The sequence below is a fragment of the Bacillus sp. SORGH_AS_0510 genome (genome assembly GCF_030818775.1).
In the GTDB taxonomy this organism is placed as follows: domain Bacteria; phylum Bacillota; class Bacilli; order Bacillales; family Cytobacillaceae; genus Neobacillus.
In genome coordinates this window covers 3,979,004-4,005,639 of the sequence record NZ_JAUTAU010000001.1, presented here as the reverse complement: position 1 = coordinate 4,005,639, position 26,636 = coordinate 3,979,004, and the positions used below count along the sequence as shown (strand labels likewise).

Sequence of the window (26,636 nt, the reverse complement as noted above, 5' to 3'; positions counted from 1 at the left end):
ATTTTTCTCCACTGCTTTTTTGCTTTGTTATTCTTCACCGTTTCGTTCTACCGCTAATAAGTTTCGTTTAGAAGGCCAGAATGCCCATTTTCCGAGTAAGACAGTAATCGCTGGAACGAGCAGTGGCCGAACAATAAATGTATCTAACAAAACGCCTATTGCAGTAATAGTACCAAAATGTACGAGTACTTGAATTGGTAAAGTGGTTAAAATTGCAAAGGTTCCCGCAAGGATTAGACCTGCAGAAGTAATAACAGCTCCTGATTCAGCCACCCCTTCTTTAATGGCTTGGAGTAGGGGCATCTCTTTGCTCTTTTTCCAGATGCTAGAAATCATAAAGATGTTGTAATCTTCCCCTAATGCGACAATAAATACAAAAGAATAGAGCGGAATAAATCCTTGAATGGCATCTACATCAAACAAATAATGTAGAATAGCCCAACCTAGGCCAAGCGCACTAAAATATGATAAGAGAACTGTTAGAATTAAATAAAGCATGCTTGTCACTGACCGAAGGTAGACTAATAAAAGTAATGCGATGATTCCAATAACAATTGGAATAATGACTTTTGCATCGTCTGTTGTTGTTAATCTTGTATCATACTGTTCGGCAGTTTGGCCGCCAATCCATACTTTTTTTGTAGGATCAGCCACCCCGTCTTTTTTCATTATGTGTTCAACTTTTTTACGGAGATCTGGGATATAATCCATTGCTTTATTTGAATATGGATTTACGTTAAATTCCACATTGTAGCTAATTATATTTTCATCCATCGTACCTTGTTTTGCCTCAGATATATGTGCCACATAAGACAACTTTTCTAATTCACTTTTTACAGAACTTTCTTTTCCATCAGTTTGCAGAATTACTTGAACAGGTGCGAGTTCGCCGGGATTAAAGTGTTCAGAGATTAAGTTGAACCCTTCTCTTGATGGCATATCTTTTGGGAAAGATGATAAAGTATCATAGGTATATTGAATCTTAGTAGAGAACAAAGCAAATACTCCAAGGAAAAGAATGGTTGCCGTCATTATCAGCTTTGGTCTTTTAATAATAAAGTTCCCAAGCTTTAAGCCGAACCCCTCTTTCTTGACCTTCAATTTTAATGTTTTGCCTTTTTTTCGAGCACGATCTTCCTGCATTTCCCTTGTACGTGGAATCAGCGGGAAGAAGGAGACTCTCCCAAAAATACTTAATAAAGCAGGGATAAGTGTCAGACTTGCCACCATCATAATTAAGATGGATACACTAAAAGGAATAGCAAACCGGTGGATGGAACCGTATCTGGATAACAATAACACTAACAGTGAAAATACAACTGTAAGACCGCTCATGGCAATGGCACCGGAAGACCCTTTCAATGAGCGAATCATAGCAACTCGCTTATCATTTTCTACTTCCAAATAACTTCTAAATCTAGAAATAAGGAATAAACAATAGTCAGTGCCGGCTCCAAAAAGAAGAACGGTCATAATGGAAAGTGCCTGTGAGTCGAAGACGGCCCAACCTGCTTTTCCAATTCCCCCAAGAATGGGGCTAATTACACCGTATGCAATTCCCACGCCAAGTAAAGGTATTAGAGCTAAAATAGGGGAGCGGTAAATCAAGAGTAAGAGTACAAGAACGATAGCAACTGTCCCAAACAGTAATGAAAGGTCCCCTTGACTAAACAATTCAGTTGCATCTTGCGCGATACCTGCTGGTCCTGTAACACGTAGTACTAAGTTGTTTGCGTCATTTATTTTGGTTTTAGTTGGGTCTGTTGTAAAAATAGAGCTGGATTTTTCTTTAAGCTGCTCTAATCCTTCCGCTATTTTTTCCTTGTCGGCCCCTTTTTTAAAGGTTACGGGCAAAATTAGGGTTGTGCCGTCTTTTGATAGCTGTTCCTTTAAAACGGGAAGTGGGAATTGATAAAACGGAACCACAGTGTCCTGTGAAACGACTGGGTTCTCGGTTATATCCTTTGTATATTTTTGTATAGATGATATATCATTGTCGGTTAATCCTGAAGAACGGTACCAGGTTAAAAGTGCAGGAGTCCCTGAACTGGAAGGAAATTCTCGTTCAGCTACTGAATTTGCCTGTTCAGACCAAGTGTCTTTAGCCAAATTTGGCGCCATTTCATTCTTTTGTGAATTTGCTTGAGGAAGAGTGACATTCAAAACAGTTGCAAGGATAAGCCATGCAAAAAGGACAATCCATCTTCCTTTTTTTCCGCTAATTGTATTTCCGAATTTTTCTATCCATTTCTTCTCCAAAGTTAATCACTCCAATCAATTATATTTTTCCTTATCAAGTGATAAGCTACACGCAAAGAGAAAAGGCTTTATTCAGCCTCGTATTTAACGACTAATCCCGTTTAAAAATATATCAACAATAAGTTTGGCTTTGTGCTGTACCATCATGGATTGCTCATTGTTAGACTGACGCCCGATCTTGGAGGGCTCAAGGAGGGATTTAATCATATTGAGTATCAAAAAAGCCATCTCTGTTGAAGTGGAATGAAGCTCTTCCGGTTTTTTTATTTCTGCGTTAGAAACACCATCATTAATCATTGTAACTATAGGTAGAAGAAACCCCTTAACCCATAATTGGTGAACTCGCGTCTGATCTTCAGCGCTTATTTCATGTTGCATATCATGGAACATTTGGGACATATCCATTTCAAATTGCACCATCATATAGGTGGTAATTTGAGTGAGCCTATCCTGAAAAGTTATGAAATTAGTTAGAATCCGATTTAAATCTTTTTCAGTATGATGGAGTGCATGCTCAATTACTGCTACATATAGTGTTTGTTTGTTTTTAAAGTGATGGTAAAGCGCAGGCTGAGTAATGCCGCATTGGTCAGCAATTTGTCGAGTAGATACAGCACGATACCCATATTCCATGAATAAACGTTCAGCAGTTTTGATAATGATTTGATATGTTTCTTTAGGGTTTACTTCATTTGCTTTGTTAATATCTTTACCCATTTTAATTAAGGGTCCTTTCAAAATTTATTGCTTATCAATTGATAAGTAAAATATATAGCAGAAATAGGAAAATGTAAAGCGATTTAAAACAGAACTTTTTTCTCCATACTAACAACATAAAAGAGGGGGGAGCAAGGTGATAAAATGGATATGTATACCAATTGCAATGTTATTATGTTTCACTATTGATGCCAAGGCACAAACGGTTACGGGACCATCCTCAAAACTGCATGAACAGAATACGATGTCAGTACTGTGGTTTCAAAAAGCTGGTGAAGCCAAAGCATTATACTATCAAGGCTATAATCTTGGAAAATGCAGATTAGATGAATACTTAAATAAAAAGAAAAAGGATAAAAGTATAAAACCCGCAATTGTCCTTGATATTGATGAAACGATATTGGATAACAGCCCATATTTTGCGTGGTATATTGTTTCTGGTAATGGAATTCCCTTTGAGTGGAGTAATTGGTTTAACCGCGCAGAAGCTAAACCGTTACCAGGAGCATTAGAATTCTTGAAATATGCAGATTCAAAGGGAGTGGAGATTTTTTATATATCTAACCGTTTTGAAGCTCAAAAAGATGCAACGATCAAAAACCTTCAAATGGTTGGTGCACCACAAGCTGATAAAGAGCATGTCCTTTTAATGCAGCACGGTGAAAGAGGGAAAGAGACACGCCGACAAAATGTAGCCAAGAATCATGAAATTGTTTTATTATTTGGTGATAATTTGGGTGACTTTAGTCAAGTGGATGAGTTATCTGTCTCTGGAAGATTACAGGCTGCTGACAAATACAAAGATGAATGGGGAAAAAAATTCATCATCCTGCCCAATCCAATGTATGGAGATTGGGAAGAAGCCATCTATGACTATAATAATAAAATGAAGGAAGCAGAGAAGGAAAAATTGAGGAAAGAAGGCTTAATGCCAAAATAGTGAACAAGAACCAACATCAAAATAGGTGTTGGTTTTGTTTTGGGAATTTTTATAGTTTAACTCCATAATTTTCGTTGGACTGACCAATAAAAAAAGAGTATAGTAGACTCCATGATTATGGGTAATAGGAGGACGATGATGTTTGGAATAACATTACCGCAATCATTTTATCAAATGAATACAATTTTTATCTCTATCCTTATTGAAGCCCTGCCGTTTGTCACATTGGGAGTTTTAATTTCTGGTATCATACAAATATTTGTTACTGAAGAAATGATAGCAAAGATCATGCCTAAAAATAAGATTCTTGCTGTTATTTTTGCGTGTTTTCTAGGAATCTTATTTCCATCATGTGAATGTGGGATTGTTCCAATCGTAAGTCGGTTAGTTTCTAAAGGGGTACCTATTTCAGCCGGGGTTGCCTTTATGTTATCAGCACCCATTATAAATCCAGTTGTGCTTTTTGCGACGTTTATCGCATTTGGAAGTGATTGGAAAATTGCGCTTTATCGTGCAATTGGAGCCATCGTTGTATCCATTTTAGTGGGAACATTTATTGCCTACCGCTATAAGGGGTCACCATTTAAAGAACAATTTCATCACCATCACGTTCATCGAGAGAAAAGCTGGTTAAAGAAGATTTGGCAAACGCTAGAACATGCAGTAGAAGAGTTTTTCTCAATGGGGAAATACTTGATTATCGGCTCATTAATAGCTGCAGCCGTACAAACCTATGTTAAAACTTCTACACTTGTATCTATCGGACAAGGCCCTGTATCTTCTTCTTTCGTAATGATGGCACTTTCTTTCATTCTATCTCTATGTTCAGAAGCTGATGCGTTTATCGCATCATCCTTTAGAACAACTTTTTCTACTGGTTCTTTATTGGCCTTTTTAGTATTTGGACCAATGATTGATATAAAAAATTTAATGATGATGTTAGCAACCTTTAAAAAACGATTAGTATTCATGATTGTGACCGGTGTAACAATTACTGTTTTTCTATACTCTTTATTGTTTTAAGGAGTGATTTATATGATAAGAAGTTTAATACTCATTGGATTTACCTATTTTCTATTTCATTTGCATATCACGGGAGATATTAATAAGTATATTAATATGAAATACTCCTATCTATCTGCAACTGCGGGCTATGCCTTGTTGGTGTTAACTATCGTGCAAATTTTTATGCTGAACAAAGATAAAACAGAGGATCACGGATGCAGCCATGAACATTGTGGACATAACCATGCTTCAGAGGATAAATGGTACAAAAAGCTTTTCATTTACCCAATATTTTTGTTCCCTATTATTTCGGGTTTATTTTTCCCGATCGCAACGCTCGATAGTAATATTGTAAAGGCGAAAGGTTTCCACTTTCCTATTTATGATGAAGAGGAAAGGGGATTCGTTTATGCAGCAGCAATTCCTGCGTCCGGATACCAGCGTGTATTATGGAAAAGATGATTACGATGCATTAATGAAAAAAGAAAAAAAGAAGTACATTAATCAAGATTCGATTGTCATTAATGATCAAAATTATTTAAGAGCAATGGAAACCATTTATAATTATTCAGGTGACTTCCTAGGGAAGGAAATTGAGTTTAAAGGTTTTGTGTTTAATGATAGTGAAACGATTGATAAAAATCAGCTATTTGTTTTTCGCTTTGGTGTCATTCACTGTATCGCGGACTCAGGAGTGTTTGGGATGCTTGTAGACATGCCGAAGGGAACCAAATTAAAAGATGATGAGTGGATCAGTGTAAAAGGTGAAGTATCTACAATCTATTACCAACCCTTTAAAATGAACATTCCTTATCTAAAGGTGAAAGAGTGGTCAAAAACCACTGCTCCAAAAGAACAATATGTTTTCAGAGGATATTAAGAGAGGTTGACTCATACTAGAGTCAACCTCTTGTTCATTTTATAGGAAGAAGTATAAGAAAAATATTAGTTCTTCACGTTTTTAAGGACGTTAATGGCGAAAATAATGACACCTAAAACCATTAAGGTTCCACCGGTAGCAACAGCTGGCCCTGCGGCATCCACACCAGAAATTAAGAAAGCTAAACCGATCATCATGATGGGGAGTGCAATGTTATGAAGCCAAAAATGAACCTTTGCTAAAGTTGTTTCTGCAGCACCTGGAAAAGCTACATAAATAAGACCAGCAAGAGTCATGGCCGTCCATCCTAACAAGTTAATATGGACGTGTACAGGAGTGAAATCAAAATTCTCAGTCATTGACATATACATACCTAAACAAACACCAATGACAAAATAGCAGACAGAAATTTTTATTAACTTTATGCCCATTTTCCTACCCCCTTTTACCTAAAAATAATGCTTACAGTAGTAAATATGTGTTAAAAATGTGAACTAGAACATTGATTTATAGGGACAAAGAAGGTTTTAGAGGGAAAATAAAAAGCAACCGTTTAAGGTTGCTTTTGTTTAAAAGAAAGCTTTAATTCCTACTAATACCAGTCCAATTAGAAACCCGCATACAGCTCCGTTTACTCGAATCCATTGAAGGTCCTTTCCGACATTAGTTTCCACCATCTTAGTAATGGTTTTATCATCGAGTTTTTCTAAATTTTCTTCCACCAGCTTGCCAATCTTCGCATGATTATTATCTACAAAAGTAGAAATTTGTGTCTTGATCCAACCTTCAAGCTGATCAATTTTTTCAGGATTTTCCTCAATTTGGTCAAGACCATTCTTTATAAGAGGGAGTAGGTAGTCATCGAAGAAAGTGGGATCGGCAACAAAATCTAGGGCCCTTTTCTTTAATTGATTTAATAAATCAGTAATCTGATCTTGTGGTTCCCACTTATCAATTAAATGGGTTTTAAGGTTATTTAATTCTCCATACAACTTTTCATCATCTTTTATTGATTGCAGTTTGATGTGAATATGGCTGAGTAAACCTTGTCTATTTTGATTAAAAGGATCACGATAGCTATCTACGCCTTTTAAAATTAGGTTTTGAATAATATTTCCTAACTTTTCTTCGTTTACAAGACTGCTAAAGGATTTTAAAGCAAACTGCATAAATCCATCTGCTTTAATGTTTTCTACTGCGTCTACTGCCATCCCGCCGAGCTTATATTTCGTGCTATCCTTTTGGGCCCATTCATCTATTTCTTTTAAAATATAATCAAGTGTTTTTTCATCATACTTCCTGACCATTACTTGATCGATCAATAGGGGAAGATAATCTTTACTATCTAATTTGTTTAGATAGCCTTTAATCTCGTTTTCAATCAATGGAGCAATTTTTTTACTATCTACTTTCTGAATGAGATGTTGAATAAGCTTTAAGAGATTTTCCTTTACACCTTGAGAAGTGATTTCCTTATGAATAAGTCCAAATAGTTTTTCTGTAAAGGGAATCGTTTCAATTTTGTTGCGAATGCTCTCTTTCGTTAACCAGTCATTTTCTAACATAGAGATAATCCCTGCGATGATTCTTTTTCGATTTTTCGGCAATAAAGCTGTATGTGGAATGGGAAGACCTAATGGATGTCTAAATAAAGCAGTAACAGCGAACCAGTCAGCTAAACCACCTACTAGTCCAGCTTCGAATCCTCCCTGTAGAATCATACCCCATATAGAATGCTGTAATGGCAGGGTAGCTATAAAACCCACTCCCATCACAGCAAGAGAAATAGTAGCTAAATGCTGAGATTTATTTTTCTGTTTTGGCATTTCTGTACCCCTTTATAAATTGTATTCTAATGCTATTATCTCAATTTAGCAGAAAAAAAGGCAAAAAAAAACTTCCGATTCATACAGGATTGTATAAATTGGAAGTGAAAACACCTATTTTTAAGAAAATATTCTCTCTATAAACCAAAATGCGCCTAACAGTGTAATGATTATAGAGCCTATTTGGACTACTTTTCCATGTAGTTTCTTCTTCTGAATAAACATTAGAAGAGGTAATAGCAATAATACAATTAAAAGTTGAACGAACTCTATCCCTAAGTTGAAATTGAGTAAGGCAACGGCTAGGTGGCTTTTGGGAATCGCCATTTCTTTTAACAAAGTCGCAAATCCTAGTCCATGAATTAAACCGAATAGGAAGGTGATGCTCCAGCGATGGCGGATTTCTTTTCTAAAAATATTCTCGATGGCCACATAGCAAATACTAAAGGCGATGGTGGCTTCGACAAACTTGGATGGCACGGTCACCCAGCCTAACGTTGCCAAACTAAGTGTAATACTATGGGCAATCGTGAAGGCGGTTACAATTCCTGCATATTGTTTGAAGGTTTGTTTTCTTAACAGCAAGGCAAGCAAGAATAATAGATGATCATAACCCGTTAGAATATGCAGAGCTCCGAGCTTTAAAAAAGATACCCAAGAAGTAGTCGATGTTTCTTTAGCAGGTGCTGTCGACTGCGGCTGATCCTGGCTAGTATTCGGCTGTACGGTTTGCTCTTGTCCTTGTTCTTGCTGAACCTCATTGACTAGAATCGTCCATGTGCGCTCTTTTCCCTGTAAAACAGCTTCACTGGTTTCTCCCATGATTGAGGCTGAAATGAGATCTACATAGTTGGTCGCCGTGTCATTAAAATAAAATCCATCGTTAAAAACGATTGTTTCCCCAGGAGAAACAGTAGGGAAGCTTATATAAGTAGAAAGAAATTCCTTGTTTTCTTTTTTGACGATTTTCATTTTTTCGATCGTGGGTGTTTGTTCTTTATTGCCTTTATCGAGCGTAAGACCTTCGGTAAGTAGTTCTTCGAGCTGATGCTTATTTGTCTTGATTTCGGATTTTTCAAGGACGAAATTTTTATTTTTGTCAATCTTTGGAGCTAGTTCGAGTATGGATAAAGTATCAATTGAGAAGACTATTTCAGTTTTTTGTTTATCGATTGTTATTTGTGTATAACTTGCACTATAGGCATGTGCTGACGATGTCGAAGGGAATGAGAGACAGGTAATAAGTGAGAAAATAAGTACTATCAAGGTTAGATGTCTGACATTCAACCTTCGTTGCAATTTGTCGGTATTTGGCAACAGGGCTCACGCTCCTTATTAAAGTTATTTTGAAATAATTTCCCGAATTTTCCAATTAGAAAAATGAAATGCATTTACCCTTAATATAATCACATTTTCCCCGATTTTGTATAGATTTTATGAAAAGATTTATTAAATATTTATATAGTAAATTTACAAAAAATTTATATCTTTCAGATTGAAAATTTTGTAGAATGAAAGAGTAGTATATGAAAGAAGACCTATAATATGTGATGGCCTTCATACATATATTTCAAAAATTCACAAAAAAGGTGGTAAGTGAATGAAGGCAAGGAAGATGAAGTTTAAGCGTTGGACAAGCACGTTCATGGCAGCGCTTCTATTGATCAGCACCTTTTTGCCAAGTGGTTTAATTGGCAAAGCTCATGCTGAGCAGGCTGATCATGTCGTTATTTCTCAGTATTTTGGCGGTGGAGGTAATGGCACGGGAACGAATGCCGCTCCATATAATAAGGACTTTATTGAGTTATACAATCCAACAGATCAAGATGTTTCACTTGAAGGCTGGTCCGTCCAGTATGCCTCCAAAGCAGGCACTAGTTGGACACCTACGGTTTTAAAGGGAACCATTAAGGCACACGGCTACTACCTAATTTCTCAAGCAGGTGGCGCAAGCGGTGTGGATCTTCCTACTCCGGATGCCTCAGGTTCTATTGCGATGTCTGGATCAGATGCAAAGATTGCTTTATTTAAGGATAAAACAACAGCAGCATCTGGTGCGAAACCTGCAGGAACGGTTGATTTTGTAGGAGTTGGCGGCGCTGATTCTTATGAAGGATTAGGAGCAGCAAAAGCGACTTCTAATACAAATAGTGCACAGCGTAGACCATACGCAAACGTAGACCCTTCTCCTGGAAAAGGAAATGCGTGGGACACGGACGATAACGCAGCAGATTTTTATACAGGACCTGTTGCAGCACCTCGTAACACAGCAAGCCCGACCGAAGATCCAATGGTTCCGGTAACAAGCTTGCAACCAAAAGGTCTTAACATTCAATTAGATAAAAATGACACTTCAGCAAAATTAGTAGGTAACGCTGATGCAGCGGAAGCGGGTTCTACAATTAAGGTATATGAAAGCGTATCCAAAGGAACAGCAATCGGTTCAGGCACAGCGGGAACGGATGGCTCTTTTAGCATTAATCTTGATAAAAACGTAGCACCTGTCTATGTAGCTGCAACACAATCAGGATTAGCGGAAAGTGCGCCAATCCAAATCGATGCAGCTATTGCAAGTGCATCTGTTCAACAAGCAAAACTAAGCTATGTAGTCACAAACGGTGTGGGAACGCTAATCGGTAACGCTGGCGCAGCGGCAACAAATGCTGTGATCAATGTATATCCAAACAACACAGCCACACCAGCTGAAAGATTAAATACACAAGAAGTAAAAGCAAGCACAGGAGGAGATTTCTCCGTTACAATCAACAATGCTCCGGATACAGTGTATGTAACACAAATTACAAACTCTGCAAAAGGAATCATGCTTGAAAGTGCCGCTGTTTCTGTTACAAAAGCGGACACTTCTGTAGTTTCGAAAATTGCAGACGTTCGTGTATCTGATTCAAAAGGACAACCTGTCAACCTAAGCAAATCCTTTACAATTGAAGGGGTAGCAACGGTTGATAATCAAATCCTTGGAACACAAAAACAAAACTTCTACCTTCAAGACGATACAGCAGGAATCAACATCTTTAGTTCTTCTTTAGACACTGCTTTTAAAGTGGCTAAAGGTGACAAGCTAAAAATGACAGGTAAAGTACTTTACTATAACGGTTTAACTGAATTTGAACCGACTTCAATTATGAAAGTTAGTGAAGGAAATGCGATTCCTGTTCCAAAAAGCTTAACAATTCTTGATTTAAATACGTACGCAGTGGCAGAACCACTAGAAGGCAGCCTTGTAACGGTTACTGGGAAAGTATCTGCTACAGCAAGCACGCCTCCAAACTACAACGTAACATTTGTAGATGAAAACAATAAAACAACGACGCTAAGGGTTATGAGCCCAACTGGTATTAAACCTGACACAGACCTTGAAACAGGTAAGAGCTACACCGTAACAGGTGTCTTAGGTCAGTATACAACCAATGCGTCAGCGACAAATGGATACCAACTATATCCACGTGACGTGAAGGATATTGCACCAGTTTTAGCAGTAACACATACACCGATAACACAAGTATACAAAGGTGCAAGTGTAGAATTTGCAGCTAATGCTGACGGCGCAGAATCAGTCGTTGTCTACTATCGTGCAAAAGGCACAAGCCAATACACTGCACTTCAAATGGTAAAAGGCAGTCAAGGACGTTACACAGTGACATTAGAGGCGGCGAATGTGCCTCAAGATGGATTTGACTATTACATTGAAGCAACAGCAGCTGGTCAAATCAAAACAGCTGGCTCTAGCACAGAACCATTTGCTGTCACATTAGTTGAAGACACTTTTGGTCCTGAAATTACAGGTATGACACCACAGGACACAACAAAGGTTGAAAGTCCGACACCTGAAATCTCAGCATTAATCAACGATCCAAGCGGTGTGGATGAAACAACTGTTCAGTTCTCCTTAGACGGAACACCGTTAACAGCACCGGCAGCAACAATCAGCAAATCACAAGTAAAATATACACCTGAAACGGATCTTGAACTTGGCGTGCACACAGTGAAGGTTTCTGCAAAGGATGTAAAAGGCAACCTGACTGAGAAACAATGGACATTCGAAGTAGTCCCACGTTTTACAGGTGGTAATCACTACCGTGGTACAACACACAACCATACGAATATTTCTCACGACGGTGCTGGAACACCTGAAGATGCTTTAAAAGCAGGTAAAGCGCATCATTACGATTGGTTTGCATTCTCAGACCACTCACATGATATTGACCCTGAAAAATTAGGCACAGATACAGTTGAACGTAAAACAGCATCAGGTGCTTCTGTACCAGAACGTTCTGGTGGCGCACAATGGCAGCTGACAAAAGATCTTGCTAAGGAATATACAAAAAGTGATTATGTTGTATTCCCAGCATTCGAAATGACTTCTACTACATGGGGTCATTCTAATATCTTTGGTTCAGATAATTTTATCGACAGAAATATCAACGGTAAGCAATACCAAGACTTAAATCAGTACTATGCATGGGTTATGACATATGACGATATCGTAGGTCAATTCAACCATCCTGATATGTCTACAAACGCATTTAATAACTTCAAGCCTTACAATAAAGACGTAGATAAGTTATTTACGATGTTAGAAGTGGGTAATGGTTCTGGACACTATGGCTATGCCAATGCAGAAGGTAAATTCTACTCTGCATTAGATTTAGGCTGGCACGTGGCTCCTACCTATGGAGAAGATAACCACGAAGGAACTTGGGGACAAATCAATGCACGTACCGTTATCGTTGCAGATAACCTAACGCAGGAATCTTTATTACATTCTATGCGTAATATGCGTGTGTACATGGAAGAAGATCCAAACTTCACGCTAGATGTATTAGCAAATGGTTACTACATGGGTTCAACAGTAGATAGCAAAAAATTAAACTTTAATGTTTCTGGTAGTGACTTAGTGGCTGAAGCACATAACGATAGTGACTATAACTATCTTCCAACTTCATATAAGTCTGATGACAGAATTGCTAAGGTAGAATTAATCACAAATGGTGGGAAGGTAGTCGATTCCATTACACCAATGACAAAAGATTTCACATGGTCTCCATCTTACACAGTTACAGGCGGCCAGCAATGGTTCGTGATAAAAGTAACCCAAATGGATGGCGAAAGAATCTACTCTTCTCCAATTTGGTCTAAAGAAGAGACAGTTGATGTAAAGGTAAACAGCATTGACGTAGATGGCGGTGTCATCGTTGGCGGCAACCCAGCTAAATTAGTAGCAACAGTGGCTAACAATGGTACACAAACAATCTCAAATCTTAAAGTTGACTTCTATTATGATGAAGTAAAAGAAGCGAACTTTATTGGAACAAACAATATCTCATCAATTCTATCCAAAGGCTCAGCGACAGCAACGGCAACTTGGAATAGCCCGTTAGTTGGCGATCACAAATTGATTGCGGTTGTTACTTCGTTAGATGGTCTAGATATTGGTACGGTGAAATTTGAATATGCGGTAAAGATTAAAGAACCGCTTGGCATTAAAGTAGTAATCGACGCGGCCCACGGTAACGAAAACACAACGGGTGATAGCGGAACATACAAGGATAACTTAAAAGCCTTCACATTAATGCTTCAAAAAGAAGGATATACTGTTACAGAAAATAAAGTAGCAATAACCGATGCAGTATTAAGCGGTGTGAAAGTATTAGTATTTACACATGGCTCAGCATTGACGGCGGATGAAAGAGCAGCAGTAACAACGTTTGTAAATAATGGTGGTTCTCTATTAATGGCTGGTAAGGCCAACAAGAGTGTCGACTCAACCATCAATAACGCCCTACTTTCAGATTTAGGCTCTGGCATTCGTATGAACAACGATGGTGTCTTTGATGATAGTAAAGCAGGAAACTTCTGGTCCGATCCAGCAGTAAGCCCTTGGGCGGTACGGGTTCATCTAGGTTTAGTCTCTAACTATGTTACAGATAGAGCTTCCATTGTAGAATATTTCAGCGGTGCTAGCTTATCGGGTCCTAATAATCAACCATTAGTACCAAATGATAAATTAGTCATTCTAGGAAAAGGTAACGAAACCACCTATCAGGGTAATATCAAGGGTGGATACACATATGACGCTGTATCTGATGAAACAGGCGGTTCAGCCATTCCATTAATTGCCTCAGAAGAAATCGGCGATAAGGGACGTATCATCGTTACGGGTATGAACTTCTTTAATGACAAACAAATGGATGAAGCATTTGCGCCAAAAGGCAATGATGAATTAGCGCTAAACTCCATCAACTGGTTAGCGAACCGTGAAACCAAAGTGACGAAGATCGCTGATGCTCGCAAATTAGCAGAAGACACGGATGTAGTAGTGGAAGGAACAGTTACAACTGGATCCGGCGTATTCTTCGACGCATTCAACCTCCAAGATGAAACAGGCGGTATCATGGCATATCTAGAAATTCCAGATGGTGCACTAAAACCAGGCGATAAAGTCCGTGTATATGGCCATATTAAGAAGTTTGATAACAACATTGAGTTAGAGTTTACAAGTTTTGAAAAAGATGTCATTAAAACTGGCACAGGTGTTCCGTTACAACCAAAACTAGTCCCTACAGGTGAAGCGACTTCAGCTGCTAACCAAGGTTTCCTAGTAAAGGTGAAAGGTACCGTGGTTTCTAAGTTTGACGAGAACTCTTACGTGATCAACGACGGTTCTGGTGATGTACTAGTATTTACAGATGGTTACATTGTGAATCAATCGAATGTCCCAGTACCAGCTCTTGAAAAAGGTGACACTTTAGAAGCGGTAGGATTATCTGGTGCATTTGCACAGGGTACTCGTATCCGTGTAAGAGATACAAGAGAGCTAGTAGGAACGAGGGCTCCTGATACAACAGCCCCAGAAGCTCCAGTAGTAAATGGAGTAACAGATAAAGATGTAGAAGTTAAGGGTACAACTGAAGCAGGAGCAAAAGTAGTAGCAAAAGTAAGTGGCCAAGAAATCGGAACAGCAACAGCTGATGCAGAAGGCAAATTTACAATCACAATTGAAAAGCAAGCAGCAGGAACGAAGATTTCTGTAACAGCAGAAGATGCTGCAGGCAACGTAAGTGCAGCAACAGAAGTAACAGTAACAGCAACAGTAGTACCTGATACAACAGCCCCAGAAGCTCCAGTAGTAAATGGAGTAACAGATAAAGATGTAGAAGTTAAGGGTACAACTGAAGCAGGAGCAACAGTTGTAGCAAAAGTAAATGGCCAAGAAATCGGTACAGCAACAGCTGATGCAGAGGGCAAATTTACAATTGCTATTGCAAAACAATTAGCAGGAACAAAGATTTCTGTTACAGCGACAGATGCTGCAGGAAACGTAAGTACAGCAACAGAAGTAACAGTAACAGCAACAGTAGTACCTGATACAACAGCCCCAGAAGCTCCAGTGGTAAATGGAGTAACAGATCAAGATGTAGAAGTTAAGGGTACAACTGAAGCAGGAGCAACAGTTGTAGCAAAAGTAAATGGCCAAGAAATCGGTACAGCAACAGCTGATGCAGAGGGCAAATTTACAATTGCTATTGCAAAACAATTAGCAGGAACAAAGATTTCTGTTACAGCAGAAGATGCTGCAGGCAACGTAAGTGCAGCAACAGAAGTAACAGTAACAGCAACAGTAGTACCTGATACAACAGCCCCAGAAGCTCCAGTGGTAAATGGAGTAACAGATCAAGATGTAGAAGTTAAGGGTACAACTGAAGCAGGAGCAAAAGTAGTAGCAAAAGTAAATGGCCAAGAAATCGGTACAGCAACAGCTGATGCAGAAGGCAAATTTACAATCACAATTGAAAAGCAAGTAGCAGGAACGAAGATTTCTGTAACAGCAGAAGATGCTGCAGGCAACGTAAGTGCAGCAACAGAAGTAACAGTTAGCAAAACAGTTGAAAAACCTGAAGTAAAGACTGGATGGGTATTTGAAAATGGTCACTGGTATTTCTACAATGACAAAGGTGCTATTACAAAGAATACTTGGGTTCAAACATCTGGAAAATGGTACTATGTTGGAAAAGATGGAGTAATGTTAACCAATGCATGGGTACTAACTAGCGGTAAGTGGTACTACGTGGGAGCAAATGGTGAAATGTTAACCAACGCATGGGTATTAACTAACGGTAAGTGGTACTATGTTGGTGGCAATGGAGCAATGTTAACCAATGCATGGGTACTAACTAGCGGTAAGTGGTATTTTGTCGATGCCAATGGTGTAATGAAATCAAATGCATGGGTTCTTTCAAACAGCAAATGGTATTACATGAATGGTAAAGGTGAAATGCAAACTGGATGGGTCCTTGTAAATAACAAGTGGTACTACCTGTACAGTGATGGACATATGGCTTCCAATACAACAATTGGAAAGTACAAAGTTGGAAAAGATGGAGCTTGGATTCAATAATTACAAGACCATTCCAACAGAAGAACTCCTCTCATGAATGAGAGGAGTTCTTTTTTTGTGGCTGTTTATTTGTGATTAATCCATCAAGATCTGTGATATAAAATTGAGTCTCAGGGGCTTTCTTTATATAGTGATCTTGTAATAACTGATAATAATTTACTCTGTGATGAGGATCAAAAGGCAGCATAGGATATTCTTTATGGTCCTTTACATATTGGTCCACGGCTTTTTGGACGATATCCATTTCAATTGGAATATGCTTTTCGTTTTCTTCGAATAAATCATATGTCTCCTTTGACATATAAAACTTCTTTGATGGAATGCCCCCTAGGATGGAAGTCAGTTGGGTAAAGTCAATACTGTTATCCTCTTGTACAAGAATGGTGCGGTAAACACCCTTAGGTAAATGATTCGAAAATGACCTCACTGCTTTACGAACCTCATCAATACTAACCTCAATGACAGGATAGGTTTGTTTCTTTTCTTCGGTCTTTTTTGGTACCACACTTTTAGGTAAGTGTGGCTGAAAATATCTACGAACCAATGAATAAACAGTAAATCCTCCGATACCTAGTCCGAAACTTGTGCCAAGAATAGTAAACACAGGGGCAACATTATAACGAAAGTCTAATAAATCCCCTAACCGATAACCGACATAACCTGCAATTGAAAGAGCAATAATAAAAATCATGATTTTGGATAGATATTTCTGTCGCATTCAGAAACCTCCTCATTATAAATTAGCCTCGTCCCTGAAATACAATGATTTATAATGTCAAGTTTATTATATACAATTATAGATATTATAGTAAGAAAGTTAACAATTAATTGCTAATTTTCTGAAAAGAAAAACCTGCATTAAAAGATTAAAATATCATTAATTTAGGCTCTGTTAAACGTGCCTGTTGATATCCGCTCCAGGCACGAGCGGTTCGTGGGTGTTTCGGCGAGCCTCCTCGACGCAAGCGTCTGCGGGTCTCCCTTGAACCATACTCCCACAGGACATTGAACTGCATCTTGAATTCTCCCACGCACGAAGGAAATGCGATAGCATTTTCGAGGAGTCTTCGTGCCTTCCGCTCCAATCAACAGGATGTATAAATCAACACTGTTCTTTAACAAAGCCTTAATTTTAAAAAAAACAAATTTTTTTTGTAACCTTTTAAATCTTTCTTCGTCTGATAAATTGTTGTAGAATCAACAATAGAAAAAAAGAAGTTGGGGGAATAACACATGAAGAAAAAGTTTTTATTACTAGTATCAGCAGTAACAATGGCGATCGGGCTTGCTGCTTGTTCAAGCTCTGATGAAACAAAAACTACTGAAAAGAAAGAAGTAACTAAAGAAACAGAAGCACCTAAAGTAGATGTGAAAAAAGAATTAGTTAAATTCTATATGGATCTTGGAAAGAGAATTAATGCTAAAGATGGAGATTTAAATGCCTATGTGGCTAAAGCAGCAAAGGCAGCGGCACCTGACGCTAAGCCTGAGGATGCACCAACTCCTGAGGAGAAAGCAAAAGCAAGTGAAGCGGCAGCGGCTGTTGCGGCTGATTTAACTAGTGTTCAAATCCCAGAGACATTGAAGGATCAAAAAGCTGATCTTGAGGCAGCTGTTAAGGATTATGCGGCATCTTACCAAGCAAAAGCAGATGAACTGAAAAAGGATGCACCATCCTTAGATGCAGCAGATGCAACGTTTGCACAAGGGGAAGAGAAGCTGAAAACGGTATTTGAAGGTGCAAAATTAATGGCACCAAGCTTAGACAAACAAGTTAACTAAAATATAATACAAGGAAAAGGTATCCACTTTTTTAATGTGGATACCTTTTTTATAATCAATTAATAGCGGCTTTATTTTCTTCAGTGAATGTAATGTGAATTTCATTCATTCCATCATCAACTGATAGAAAGGTTTTTGTATCTTCAAAAAACCAAACATCGTTCCCCTCAACAAAAAAGGTAATCCCATTTAGTTCTTGTACATAACCTGCGTTTGCCGGTTTCTCAGCAGCAAAAGCAAGACTATAGCCTTTATTCTTCTCACCAAATCCAGCATATTGAGGAAACATCCGAATGCTGAATGGTTTATTAAAGTCGAATTCCTTGCTAAACCATGAAGTAGCTTTTTCATCGATTGAAATGAACATAACTAACACCAACCTTTTCCTAGTTGATTTCACTCTTAACTTGGAGAACAGGGCTATTATTGCCTTTCTCCTATATTGAAAGAGTATAACTTTTCTTGAATTTTGCATGTGATAAAATTCACGATAACTGAGTAACTGAATATGTATTTAATAAAATGTTCACTCTTTTGATTCAAATTGTTCACATGTGATTCCTCTCTTCATTTGTTACCGTTTTTGTAACATGTTGATAATGGAAAGGGTGTTAAAATAAAAGAAAAGAAAATTAAAAAGAAAAGGAGTTTTGAAGATGGAGAAGGAACTTGAGAAATTAACTGAAAGTATCATGGATATCAAAAGTTTAATATATACATTTAATTCAACCTTAGATAATATTGAAAAAAGACTTTCTAGACTAGAAAAGATGGATAGCATTGAACATAGGGTAGAGGTCAATCAAATTGACCTTTCAGATATTAAAGATTCACTGCAACGTATTGAAGAAATACAGAGTAAAGAAATTCAACATATTAACCGCAGGCTTGATTCGCATTTAGTTAAAATAGCCAGAGCGGAAGAGGACTTAATTATTCTAAAAGATAGATAATTTTATATGAAAGGCTGGGTTAAAGTATTGTGTTGATATTACACCCTGTTGATTGGAGCGAAAGGCACGAAGACTCCTGTGGTAGTATGGTTCAGGGGAGACCCCACAGGCGCGTTTCTCCGAGAAGGCTCCCCGAAACACCCACGGAAAGCGAAGTGCCTGGAGAGGAAATCAACAGGCAAGTTTAACGCAGCCATATAAAAAAGAAGAAAAAGATCAGATATCCTGCCATCTGATCTTTTTTTATTGTATTTTTGAAGCGTTTACAATTTAGTTAGCGATTTAAGACCTTGGTAAATGATTGCAAGAGCAAAAACTAAAACTACTAGTGCACCAACAATAACAATGAATGATGACAGGCTTGATAAAAATGCTGCTGTTGTAGCCACTTTAATTAGGGCAAATCCAGCCAGAATACAAGCTAAAAATAAAACAGATACATGGTTCATTTTTCATCCCTCCTTCTTACCATTACTATATGTAAGGGAAGGTAAATTGCTTGGTTATATGTCCAAGGTATAATAAAAAAAGACCGATTATTTCGGTCTTTACATTAATTAAGATAATACTTGAGAGTTAGGTAGTGCCATGTTCTGAACAACAGTTTCGTCCTCATTGGCGCTTTTGGTTACTTCAATATATTTGATATGGTGTTCCTCCATATCTAGTATTTTAAAGATAAAACCATCATGAATTATGGTGTCTCCTTCTTTTGCTTCATAATTCTCGGTTAGAATCCAGCCGCCAATTGTATCTACATCTTCATCATTAATTTCTATACCTAACAAATCATTAACCTCAGATACTAATACCTTAGAGTCAATAATATAATGATTTTCTTTTATTTTACGAATCTCTGGAATTTCATCCATATCAAACTCGTCGCGGATTTCGCCAACGATTTCTTCAAGAATATCCTCAACTGTTACAAGACCTGAAGTACCGCCATATTCATCCATTAAAATGGCCATATGAACACGATCTTTTTGCATTTTGACAAGCAAGTCATGGATAGGAATGGTTTCTATAACTCTAATAATTGGGCGTGTATAGTTTTCTAAAGTTTGAGATGATAGGTTTTCATTTCCGATTAAATCTGTCATTACTTCTTTTATATTGACGAGACCAATAATATGATCTTTATCACCATCAATAATAGGATACCTGGTGAATTTTTCTTCACGGAGAACCTGAAGGAAGGTCTCTAATGAGTCATCCTTAGATAAAGAAACCATTTCTGTTCTTGGAACCATGATTTCTTTAGCAATTCGATTATCAAACTCAAATATTTTATTTACATACTTAAACTCGGATTGGTTAATTTCACCACTTTTATAGCTTTCAGATAGGATAATCCGAAGTTCTTCCTCTGTATGGGCAATCTCGTTCTCAGAGACAGGTTTCAGACCAAACATGCTGGAAACAACCCGTGCTGACCCATTTAATACCCAAATAAAAGGGTACATGATTTTATAAAAAAGGATAAGCGGACGTGACACAATCAAGGTAATTAATTCAGCCTTTTGTATGGCTAATGTTTTAGGTGCGAGTTCTCCGACCACTACATGCAAAAATGTAATGGCAGCAAACGCAATTCCAACAGATAACACTTGCGTTGCACTCTCAGGAATGTTTATTTTCTGAAAAAGGGGACTCAGCAAGTGTTCAATGGTTGATTCCCCAATCCAACCTAAACCTAAGGCAGTTATCGTAATTCCTAACTGACAGGCAGAAAGATATTCATCCAAGTTCGAAATTACCTTTTTGGCAGAAACAGCCTTCGAACTTCCTTCCTCGATTAACTGGTCAATCCTCGAACTTCTAATTTTTACTATGGCAAATTCTGAAGTTACAAAAAAAGCAGTTAAAGCAATTAAAATGGCTATAATAACCAAGTTAAATATGTCCAAATAAGTTCCCTTATCCCGTTGTTACACGAGTAAGGAGTCACCTCCCAGTTTTTTGAAAAAATTAGCTCGTTACTTTCATAAGGGATGTTTTAAGTGCGTTTCTTAGCAGACTCAAATTGCTCACCAATGATTCTTTTTGATGTTCATCCAAATTATCAAGGACTGGAATGAGATCAAATAAATCACTGTGTAGCTGCTTCATCTGCTGTGTAACAGCACTAACATGTTGATCCACTTCTGTTTCACGAATATTTTTTGCTTTTCTCATTTCTAGCTTTCTTCTAATCTCATCTAATGGATAGTGCAGATTCTTGCATTCTTCTATAAATTTTAAATCCTCTAATGATTCATCCGAATAAATACGGTAATTTGACTTTGATCGTTCTGCTTTTAATAAGCCAATAGACGTGTAATAGTCAATTGTTCTTTTTGACACATGAGCTATTTCAGCTATTTCACCAATACGATAGACAGCCCCATCATACCACCTCAACATAATTAAAATTATAATAATTATAAAGAATTTAAACTATACAGTCAAACGTTCTGGTTAGTAAGCAGTTATTATCAACATTTTATGGTAATGCAATATAATTATGAATAAATAAATCAAGGTAAATAAAAATAATTAAAATGAAAACGCCTCCTATGATGAAGGAGACGTTGGTGTCTTTTTTACTTCTATATATAGTATATGATGACCTTCAATTTCTTTAATTCGAAAAACAAAATCATCAACTTCAATGGTATCTCCTTCATGTACATCGAACTTTTGAGTTAAGAACCAGCCTCCTATCGTATCAACCTCTTCTTCTTCTAAGGTGGTTCCTAAAAGGTCATTTACCTCACTAATCAATACTTTACCGTCGAGAATAAAGTCATCTTCGCCTTTTTTCTGAATAAGTGGAAGCTCGTCCAAATCAAATTCATCTCTAATTTCTCCCACGATTTCTTCAAGAATATCTTCTACTGTAACAATTCCGGCAGTTCCACCATACTCATCTGATAATATCGCCATATGACTTCTGTTTTTTTGCAGTTTCACTAATAGTTCTTGGATTGGAATCGTTTCAATCACATGTATGACTGGTTTTAAATAGGGAAGTAGAGGTTCCTTGCCATTACATTTTTGCTGAATGCAATCGGTTAAAACTTCTTTGATATTTACAACCCCTAAAATATTGTCCTTATCTCCATCTATTAAGGGGTATCTTGTATATTTTTCCTCCTTAACGATATTGATAATTTCCTCCATACATGCATCTTTAGACAGTGTTACTACTTCTGTCCTTGGTACCATAATTTCTTTAGCAATACGATTATCAAATTCAAAAATTCGGTTCATATAGCGGTATTCGGATTGATTAATTTCACCGCTTTCATAGCTTTGGGAAAGAATCATCCTAAGTTCCTCTTCAGATAAGACCATGTCTTGATCAGAAATGGGTTCAATTCCAAATAGACCTGTTACAAAGCGGGCGGATCGATTGAGTGCCCAGATAAAAGGATACATTAGTTTATAAAACAGAATAAGAGCAGGTGCAAACAGTATGATGATTTGTTCCGCTTTTTGAATCGCAAATGTTTTGGGGGCGAGTTCGCCTACCACAACATTAAAAAAAGTGATGACAGCAAAGGCAATGATAAATGAGATAATTTGCTTTATTGAAAAGGGCAATTGTATCAAATGAAAGATGGGTCTTAATATTACTCTCACGGTTGGTTCACCCAGCCAGCCAAGTATTAATGAAGTGATGGTAATTCCTACTTGGGTAGCTGATAAATATCCATCTAAGTTAGACAGGATTTTTTTTGCTTTCTCCGCTTTTTTATTGCCTTCTGCAACTAGTTGATCAATTCTTGTTGTACGTACCTTTACCATTGCAAATTCAGAAGAAACGAAAAATGCGGTAAAAGCAACTAGGATAACAATTATTCCAACGTTGATCCCAATCATATCTAACCTTACAAGTGTAAGGGGTGCCACCTCACTTACAAATTCTTTTCTATCATTATAACCTCAAGTCCTTATTTCTAATTGAGTATAAGCTTAAATTATTGTTTCACTAATCTTGAAAGAATAAAAAACACCAGTAAATTTGGTGTTTGAGTATATTTTTTACAGTGTGGAATAATAAAAAAAACTTTTCATGTCTAGAGAGGGCTAAATGATTATATTTCTTTCAGGAATTTTAACATTAATTTTAGCAGCGATTTATACATACCAACCCAAAAAAATCTCTTTAGTAAATCAGTTATCAATGTTCTTTATAATTTCAATGCTGTTAATTAATTCAATGACCATTTTATCATTAGATAAAAACTTAATCGAATATACCCATGAAAAAGAAGGATTTTTCGCATTTATTCTTTATCGTGATTTGGTATATCCGCTTCTCTTCTTAATCTATCTTAATTTGTATAAACAAATAAAAAAAGATTCAATAAGAGTGCTCCTTATTATAGGAATGTTAGCTACCTTTTTTCTAATAGAGTTAACAGCCTTAAAAACGAAGCTTTTGTACTATATAAATTGGAACTTATCCTTATCTGTGTTTCTTTACTTAGGTTTTTTTGTGATTTTGGTTAATGTTCTAAAGTTTCTGGAAAAATATGAAAGGGAGGAACAATTATGACAATATATGATCATTCCTTCAATCAAAATGAATGGTTTGTTGTAATAATGAACATAATTGGTTTCGGGGCCATTTTTATTTTTAAAAAACAGTTTTCATTTAATATAAATGTTTTTTTAGTTTTATTTGGCATTTTTGTTGGTTTCTTTTTCGATCACACCATTAGTATAGAACCATTCAATTTTTATAATGTAAATGATAACTCATCCTTTCAATTGATTGATTTTTTTTCCTACACTATGTTCGGCCCTTCCTCATATTTTTTTATTTATATTTGGGTTAGATTTAACATTCACTTTAGGTATTTCTTTACCTATGTTCTCTTTTGGTCGATTATAGGGATTTCTCTCGAATGGTTTGCACATATTCTTGGTGTTTATCATTATAGGGCAGGGTATATGATTTTTTATTCCTTGCCTTTTTATCCAATTTCCCAAATTGTTTTGTTCAGTCTTTTTTTAAAAGTAAATCAATCTACAAAAGAAGCTACTTAATAAAGGAAATTCCATTCCAGTCACGTGCAAGCATGCCGTAACAGATAAGATCATGATAACGGCCGTATAATTGTTCACCGTCTCTAATCGTACCTTCCTTTTTAAAACCAAGCCTTTCGGGAATCGCACGACTTTTTTTATTATTCACCCCACAGCGAATCTCAACACGGTTAAGGCCTAAATCAAAGAATGCATAGTTTAATAAGGCTTGAACAGAGCGTGTCATAATTCCATGCCCTTCTGCTGTTCTGGCAAGATAATAACCAATACTAACGGTTTTGTTATGCCAATCTATTTGATGAAGACCAATGGAGCCAACAAGTTCTCCCTTATAAAGGATACCTACATTGAATCCGATATTTTCTGCAAATTGATTAAGCCAAATTGGGATGATAGTCTCAAATTGATAAGGAGAATTCATCGTGTCCACCCAAGGCATCCACTCTCGTAAATGCTCGCGATTTTTTTCAACTAAATGATAAAGATTTAATGCGTGATGGTGTTGAAACAATTGAAGTTCAATTTCATTATCAACCTTTAATGTAAACATATCCCGAGTCTCCCCCAATTTTTAGTACATCATATGCAAAATGGTTTTATTTCGGAAGATGTATATAGTTGGGGAAATAAAAAAATCCCTGGCTTTTGGAAAGTGGGATTTAAATGGATACACGATGTTTTATCTTTTAAGAAAGTACAGGTAGGCATATTGAAAAAGTAGTCTTATCAAAAGAAGAATCACATGTTAATTCTCCTTTATGTTTTTCAATAATTTCCTTACAAACAAATAAACCAAGCCCCGTACCTAATTTTTTTGTTGTAAAGAAGGGTTCAAAAATGGTTTTACTTAATTCTGCCGGTATGGCAGGCCCATTATTTGAAATATTGATTTTTATCTGCTCGTTATTTTCAACCCAGCTGCTGATCTCTATTGTCGGTGTATCAACTTCATGGTGGTTTAATACATCGATGGCATTAAAAATGATATTAATAAAGACTTGCCTGATTTCATCGGCATACCCGTTCAATGTAAAATCTTTACTTAGATCTCTTTTTATCTTCACTTTACCATCTAAAATACTTGGATATAGGAAATTTAATACCTCATCAATCAGTTGATTTAATTTGAAGTCAATTTTTTCCTTTCCGATGAGCTCCTTTTTTGAAAGTAAAAGGAACTGGGAAATTCTAAAGTTTAGTTGGTCTAACTCACTTGAAATGATATCTAGATATCTCATGTTTGGATAATCAGCTTTAAGTAACTGAATAAATCCTTGAACAGAGGTAAGTGGATTTCTAAATTCGTGGATAAAGCTTGATGTCATTTGACCAAGAAGTGTTAACCGATCTTGATGTGTTGAATCAATAAACATCGTCTTTTCTTCAATAATTTTATTTTTTGCTTCCGAGTAGTGGGAAACGGCATAATATAAAAATTTATCAAAACAAAAATTTATCTTATTTATGGATTCCTGTAAATCCGACCAGGAGATACCTGTCTTACTCAAATAACCATAAAGAATGGTACGACCAAGATTTACATTATAGACAAAATCACCAATATTAATATGAGCTAGTACCCGTTCTTCTGACACTTCTATTGCAATCTTTTTAATGATTTCTAAAAGTTCATCATTAGAGACTTTATGCATTGTAAGGATTACGTTAAGAAGGGCTTCCCCATTTTCCCTGATTTTCATCTTAAAGGGGTCCTTGTGATTGATTACAATGGAATTTTCCCATTCTTGTACCAGCTTCTCTTTATTTTGTTGAAAAAAAGCAACTAATTCCGTTTGTTCTCCGGTAAACATCTTTTTTCCCCCTATAGTATTTACAAAACTGCTTAACAAGTTAATTCGAGGGTAATAGGGAAAATCCTCTAAAAAATTGAATAAAAAATATTTACCAATAATTTCTATTACTATTTAGGTGTTTCGCCCAATGGTCTACAAGGAGATTGTTCTTGTAAAAATAGGAGAACAGTAGTATATTTTAATGGAAACAATAGAATATTTCCACAAGGGGAGCTGCCTCGGGCGGCTGAGAGTGAACGGTAGAGTTCTGACCCTATGAACCTGTTAGTTAACACTAGCGTAGGGATGTGGTTTGCCGATAGCAAAGCAATGCAGACATTCCTTAGTTTGCATTGCTTTTTTTTGTGGATTTTTTTTATTGATAGAGAAAACAAAGGGGGATTTTTAAAAAATGAGCAAGAACAGTAGCAATACGCTTTTTATTACAGAAGTAGCGGTATTTACCGCGCTAGCCTATTTATTGGATTATGTAGGTAATATCCTTTCATTTAAAATTTGGCCGCAAGGTGGTTCAATTTCCATTGCTATGGTACCCGTTTTTCTAATGGCATATCGCTGGGGGGGTAAAGGTGGAGTTTTAACTGGATTCTTGCTGGGATTATTACAGTTTATCCTTGGCTATTCACAAATTTATACAATCCTTCAAGGAATTATTGATTACTTTATTGCTTTTACTGTTGTTAGGCTTTGCGGGTGTTTTTGCAGCACAAATAAAAAATGGCCTGAATGCGAGTAACAAAGGGAAGTGGATGACCTTTGTGGTACTGGGAGCATTCATAGGAAGTCTCCTTCGTTACTTCTGCCATGTAGTTTCGGGCATTGTGTTTTTTGGAGAATATGCTCCAAAAGGGCAACCAGTCGCTGTGTACTCCCTTTTATACAATGGAACGTACATGCTTCCAAGCTTTATCATTAGTGCCATTATTATTATCCTTGTAATTAGTGCATTACCAAAGAGATTATTTAAATAAGCTTATTAAAAAAGGAAAAGACCAGTAGCTTTT

General features: G+C 36.9%; 22 protein-coding genes, 1 pseudogene and 1 riboswitch. Of the genes and pseudogenes, 10 read left to right on the top strand and 13 right to left on the bottom strand.

What is annotated here, in order from left to right; genetic code table 11:
- Window positions 1-27: 27 nt before the first annotated feature.
- Both QE429_RS20445 and QE429_RS20440 read right to left on the bottom strand, forming a co-directional pair.
- Entirely contained in the window at window positions 28-2,259 is a 2,232-nt protein-coding gene (locus QE429_RS20445) for an MMPL family transporter (protein ID WP_307289673.1), read from the bottom strand.
- 84 nt (window positions 2,260-2,343) lie between these two features.
- A complete protein-coding gene (locus QE429_RS20440; protein ID WP_307289672.1) occupies window positions 2,344-2,976 on the bottom strand; it encodes a TetR/AcrR family transcriptional regulator in 633 nt (210 codons plus the stop codon).
- Window positions 2,977-3,142: 166 nt separating this feature from the next.
- On the opposite strand from QE429_RS20440, the gene QE429_RS20435 reads away from it, so the two are divergent.
- The 3 genes and pseudogenes from QE429_RS20435 (at window position 3,143) to QE429_RS20425 (ending at window position 5,801) form a co-directional block, all read left to right on the top strand.
- Entirely contained in the window at window positions 3,143-3,916 is a 774-nt protein-coding gene (locus tag QE429_RS20435; RefSeq protein WP_373463273.1) for a 5'-nucleotidase, lipoprotein e(P4) family, read from the top strand.
- A 138-nt stretch (window positions 3,917-4,054) separates the two neighbouring features.
- The gene (locus QE429_RS20430; protein ID WP_307289669.1) at window positions 4,055-4,939 is read left to right on the top strand and encodes a permease; all 885 of its coding nucleotides are present in this window, start codon (window positions 4,055-4,057) and stop codon (window positions 4,937-4,939) included.
- 12 nt (window positions 4,940-4,951) lie between these two features.
- Window positions 4,952-5,801 (top strand): annotated as a pseudogene (locus tag QE429_RS20425) (TIGR03943 family putative permease subunit).
- A gap of 65 nt (window positions 5,802-5,866) precedes the next feature.
- Here QE429_RS20425 and QE429_RS20420 read toward each other — a convergent pair.
- The 3 genes from QE429_RS20420 to QE429_RS20410 form a co-directional block, all read right to left on the bottom strand.
- Window positions 5,867-6,232 carry a cytochrome-c oxidase gene (locus QE429_RS20420; RefSeq protein ID WP_307289666.1) on the bottom strand — a complete coding sequence of 122 codons (366 nt, stop codon included), beginning with the start codon at window positions 6,230-6,232 and terminating at the stop codon, window positions 5,867-5,869.
- Between the two features lie 138 nt (window positions 6,233-6,370).
- Window positions 6,371-7,627 (bottom strand): DUF445 domain-containing protein, encoded by a 1,257-nt coding sequence (locus tag QE429_RS20415; RefSeq protein WP_307289665.1) that lies wholly within the window; start codon window positions 7,625-7,627, stop codon window positions 6,371-6,373.
- A gap of 120 nt (window positions 7,628-7,747) precedes the next feature.
- Entirely contained in the window at window positions 7,748-8,944 is a 1,197-nt protein-coding gene (locus QE429_RS20410) for a HupE/UreJ family protein (protein ID WP_307289664.1), read from the bottom strand.
- Window positions 8,945-9,227: 283 nt separating this feature from the next.
- Between QE429_RS20410 and QE429_RS20405 the strand changes: the two genes are divergently transcribed.
- Entirely contained in the window at window positions 9,228-16,043 is a 6,816-nt protein-coding gene (locus QE429_RS20405; protein WP_307289662.1) for a DUF4350 domain-containing protein, read from the top strand.
- Window positions 16,044-16,074: 31 nt separating this feature from the next.
- On the opposite strand, the gene QE429_RS20400 is transcribed toward QE429_RS20405, so the two are convergent.
- The gene (locus QE429_RS20400) at window positions 16,075-16,761 is read right to left on the bottom strand and encodes a DUF3939 domain-containing protein (RefSeq protein WP_307289660.1); all 687 of its coding nucleotides are present in this window, start codon (window positions 16,759-16,761) and stop codon (window positions 16,075-16,077) included.
- A gap of 515 nt (window positions 16,762-17,276) precedes the next feature.
- Here QE429_RS20400 and QE429_RS20395 point away from each other — a divergent pair.
- On the top strand, window positions 17,277-17,825 hold the full coding sequence (locus QE429_RS20395) for a hypothetical protein (protein WP_307289658.1): 549 nt from the start codon (window positions 17,277-17,279) through the stop codon (window positions 17,823-17,825).
- Between the two features lie 55 nt (window positions 17,826-17,880).
- Here QE429_RS20395 and QE429_RS20390 read toward each other — a convergent pair whose 3' ends face one another.
- Complete coding sequence (locus QE429_RS20390; RefSeq protein WP_307289656.1) at window positions 17,881-18,192, bottom strand: HesB/YadR/YfhF family protein; 312 nt, start codon at window positions 18,190-18,192, stop codon at window positions 17,881-17,883.
- 289 nt (window positions 18,193-18,481) lie between these two features.
- Here QE429_RS20390 and QE429_RS20385 point away from each other — a divergent pair, with 289 nt between their 5' ends.
- Window positions 18,482-18,778: a hypothetical protein gene (locus QE429_RS20385; RefSeq protein WP_307289655.1), complete on the top strand. Its 297-nt coding sequence runs from the start codon at window positions 18,482-18,484 to the stop codon at window positions 18,776-18,778.
- A gap of 263 nt (window positions 18,779-19,041) precedes the next feature.
- Here QE429_RS20385 and QE429_RS20380 read toward each other — a convergent pair whose 3' ends face one another.
- From QE429_RS20380 to QE429_RS20365, 4 genes are all read right to left on the bottom strand, one after another.
- Window positions 19,042-19,227 carry a hypothetical protein gene (locus tag QE429_RS20380; RefSeq protein WP_307289653.1) on the bottom strand — a complete coding sequence of 62 codons (186 nt, stop codon included), beginning with the start codon at window positions 19,225-19,227 and terminating at the stop codon, window positions 19,042-19,044.
- 108 nt (window positions 19,228-19,335) lie between these two features.
- Window positions 19,336-20,688, bottom strand: coding sequence for a hemolysin family protein (locus QE429_RS20375; RefSeq protein ID WP_307289651.1), 1,353 nt, complete (start codon window positions 20,686-20,688; stop codon window positions 19,336-19,338).
- 61 nt (window positions 20,689-20,749) lie between these two features.
- Window positions 20,750-21,184 (bottom strand): MerR family transcriptional regulator, encoded by a 435-nt coding sequence (locus QE429_RS20370; protein WP_307289649.1) that lies wholly within the window; start codon window positions 21,182-21,184, stop codon window positions 20,750-20,752.
- 150 nt (window positions 21,185-21,334) lie between these two features.
- Window positions 21,335-22,645 (bottom strand): hemolysin family protein, encoded by a 1,311-nt coding sequence (locus QE429_RS20365; protein WP_307289647.1) that lies wholly within the window; start codon window positions 22,643-22,645, stop codon window positions 21,335-21,337.
- 211 nt (window positions 22,646-22,856) lie between these two features.
- Here QE429_RS20365 and QE429_RS20360 point away from each other — a divergent pair, with 211 nt between their 5' ends.
- Window positions 22,857-23,324 carry a hypothetical protein gene (locus QE429_RS20360; RefSeq protein WP_307289645.1) on the top strand — a complete coding sequence of 156 codons (468 nt, stop codon included), beginning with the start codon at window positions 22,857-22,859 and terminating at the stop codon, window positions 23,322-23,324.
- Entirely contained in the window at window positions 23,321-23,818 is a 498-nt protein-coding gene (locus QE429_RS20355; RefSeq protein WP_307289643.1) for a hypothetical protein, read from the top strand. The genes QE429_RS20360 and QE429_RS20355 overlap by 4 nt, the downstream gene beginning before the upstream one ends.
- Here QE429_RS20355 and QE429_RS20350 read toward each other — a convergent pair.
- Together QE429_RS20350 and QE429_RS20345 are read right to left on the bottom strand one after the other, a co-directional pair.
- The gene (locus QE429_RS20350; protein ID WP_307289642.1) at window positions 23,811-24,368 is read right to left on the bottom strand and encodes a GNAT family N-acetyltransferase; all 558 of its coding nucleotides are present in this window, start codon (window positions 24,366-24,368) and stop codon (window positions 23,811-23,813) included. The genes QE429_RS20355 and QE429_RS20350 overlap by 8 nt on opposite strands.
- 136 nt (window positions 24,369-24,504) lie before the next feature.
- Window positions 24,505-25,629, bottom strand: a complete 1,125-nt coding sequence (locus tag QE429_RS20345; protein ID WP_307289641.1) for a histidine kinase N-terminal domain-containing protein — start codon at window positions 25,627-25,629, stop codon at window positions 24,505-24,507.
- A gap of 199 nt (window positions 25,630-25,828) precedes the next feature.
- Window positions 25,829-25,935: riboswitch (TPP riboswitch) on the top strand.
- An 88-nt stretch (window positions 25,936-26,023) separates the two neighbouring features.
- Here QE429_RS20345 and QE429_RS20340 point away from each other — a divergent pair.
- Together QE429_RS20340 and QE429_RS20335 are read left to right on the top strand one after the other, a co-directional pair.
- A complete protein-coding gene (locus QE429_RS20340; protein ID WP_307289640.1) occupies window positions 26,024-26,368 on the top strand; it encodes an energy-coupled thiamine transporter ThiT in 345 nt (114 codons plus the stop codon).
- A 13-nt stretch (window positions 26,369-26,381) separates the two neighbouring features.
- Window positions 26,382-26,603: an energy-coupled thiamine transporter ThiT gene (locus QE429_RS20335; protein ID WP_373463212.1), complete on the top strand. Its 222-nt coding sequence runs from the start codon at window positions 26,382-26,384 to the stop codon at window positions 26,601-26,603.
- Window positions 26,604-26,636: the final 33 nt, after the last annotated feature.

Bases quoted from the DNA above. Each gene is read 5' to 3' on its own strand.
- QE429_RS20355 (WP_307289643.1), top strand. From the start codon at position 23,321: ATGACAATATATGATCATTCCTTCAATCAAAATGAATGGTTTGTTGTA.
- QE429_RS20335 (WP_373463212.1), top strand. From the start codon at position 26,382: ATGACCTTTGTGGTACTGGGAGCATTCATAGGAAGTCTCCTTCGTTAC.
- QE429_RS20365 (WP_307289647.1), bottom strand. From the start codon at position 22,645: ATGATTGGGATCAACGTTGGAATAATTGTTATCCTAGTTGCTTTTACC.
- QE429_RS20420 (WP_307289666.1), bottom strand. From the start codon at position 6,232: ATGGGCATAAAGTTAATAAAAATTTCTGTCTGCTATTTTGTCATTGGT.
- QE429_RS20390 (WP_307289656.1), bottom strand. From the start codon at position 18,192: ATGTTCATTTCAATCGATGAAAAAGCTACTTCATGGTTTAGCAAGGAA.
- QE429_RS20380 (WP_307289653.1), bottom strand. From the start codon at position 19,227: ATGAACCATGTATCTGTTTTATTTTTAGCTTGTATTCTGGCTGGATTT.
- QE429_RS20395 (WP_307289658.1), top strand. From the start codon at position 17,277: ATGAAGAAAAAGTTTTTATTACTAGTATCAGCAGTAACAATGGCGATC.
- QE429_RS20340 (WP_307289640.1), top strand. From the start codon at position 26,024: ATGAGCAAGAACAGTAGCAATACGCTTTTTATTACAGAAGTAGCGGTA.
- QE429_RS20430 (WP_307289669.1), top strand. From the start codon at position 4,055: ATGTTTGGAATAACATTACCGCAATCATTTTATCAAATGAATACAATT.
- QE429_RS20385 (WP_307289655.1), top strand. From the start codon at position 18,482: ATGGAGAAGGAACTTGAGAAATTAACTGAAAGTATCATGGATATCAAA.
- QE429_RS20360 (WP_307289645.1), top strand. From the start codon at position 22,857: ATGATTATATTTCTTTCAGGAATTTTAACATTAATTTTAGCAGCGATT.
- QE429_RS20370 (WP_307289649.1), bottom strand. From the start codon at position 21,184: ATGTTGAGGTGGTATGATGGGGCTGTCTATCGTATTGGTGAAATAGCT.
- QE429_RS20440 (WP_307289672.1), bottom strand. From the start codon at position 2,976: ATGGGTAAAGATATTAACAAAGCAAATGAAGTAAACCCTAAAGAAACA.
- QE429_RS20435 (WP_373463273.1), top strand. From the start codon at position 3,143: ATGTTATTATGTTTCACTATTGATGCCAAGGCACAAACGGTTACGGGA.
- QE429_RS20400 (WP_307289660.1), bottom strand. From the start codon at position 16,761: ATGCGACAGAAATATCTATCCAAAATCATGATTTTTATTATTGCTCTT.
- QE429_RS20345 (WP_307289641.1), bottom strand. From the start codon at position 25,629: ATGTTTACCGGAGAACAAACGGAATTAGTTGCTTTTTTTCAACAAAAT.
- QE429_RS20415 (WP_307289665.1), bottom strand. From the start codon at position 7,627: ATGCCAAAACAGAAAAATAAATCTCAGCATTTAGCTACTATTTCTCTT.
- QE429_RS20405 (WP_307289662.1), top strand. From the start codon at position 9,228: ATGAAGGCAAGGAAGATGAAGTTTAAGCGTTGGACAAGCACGTTCATG.
- QE429_RS20350 (WP_307289642.1), bottom strand. From the start codon at position 24,368: ATGTTTACATTAAAGGTTGATAATGAAATTGAACTTCAATTGTTTCAA.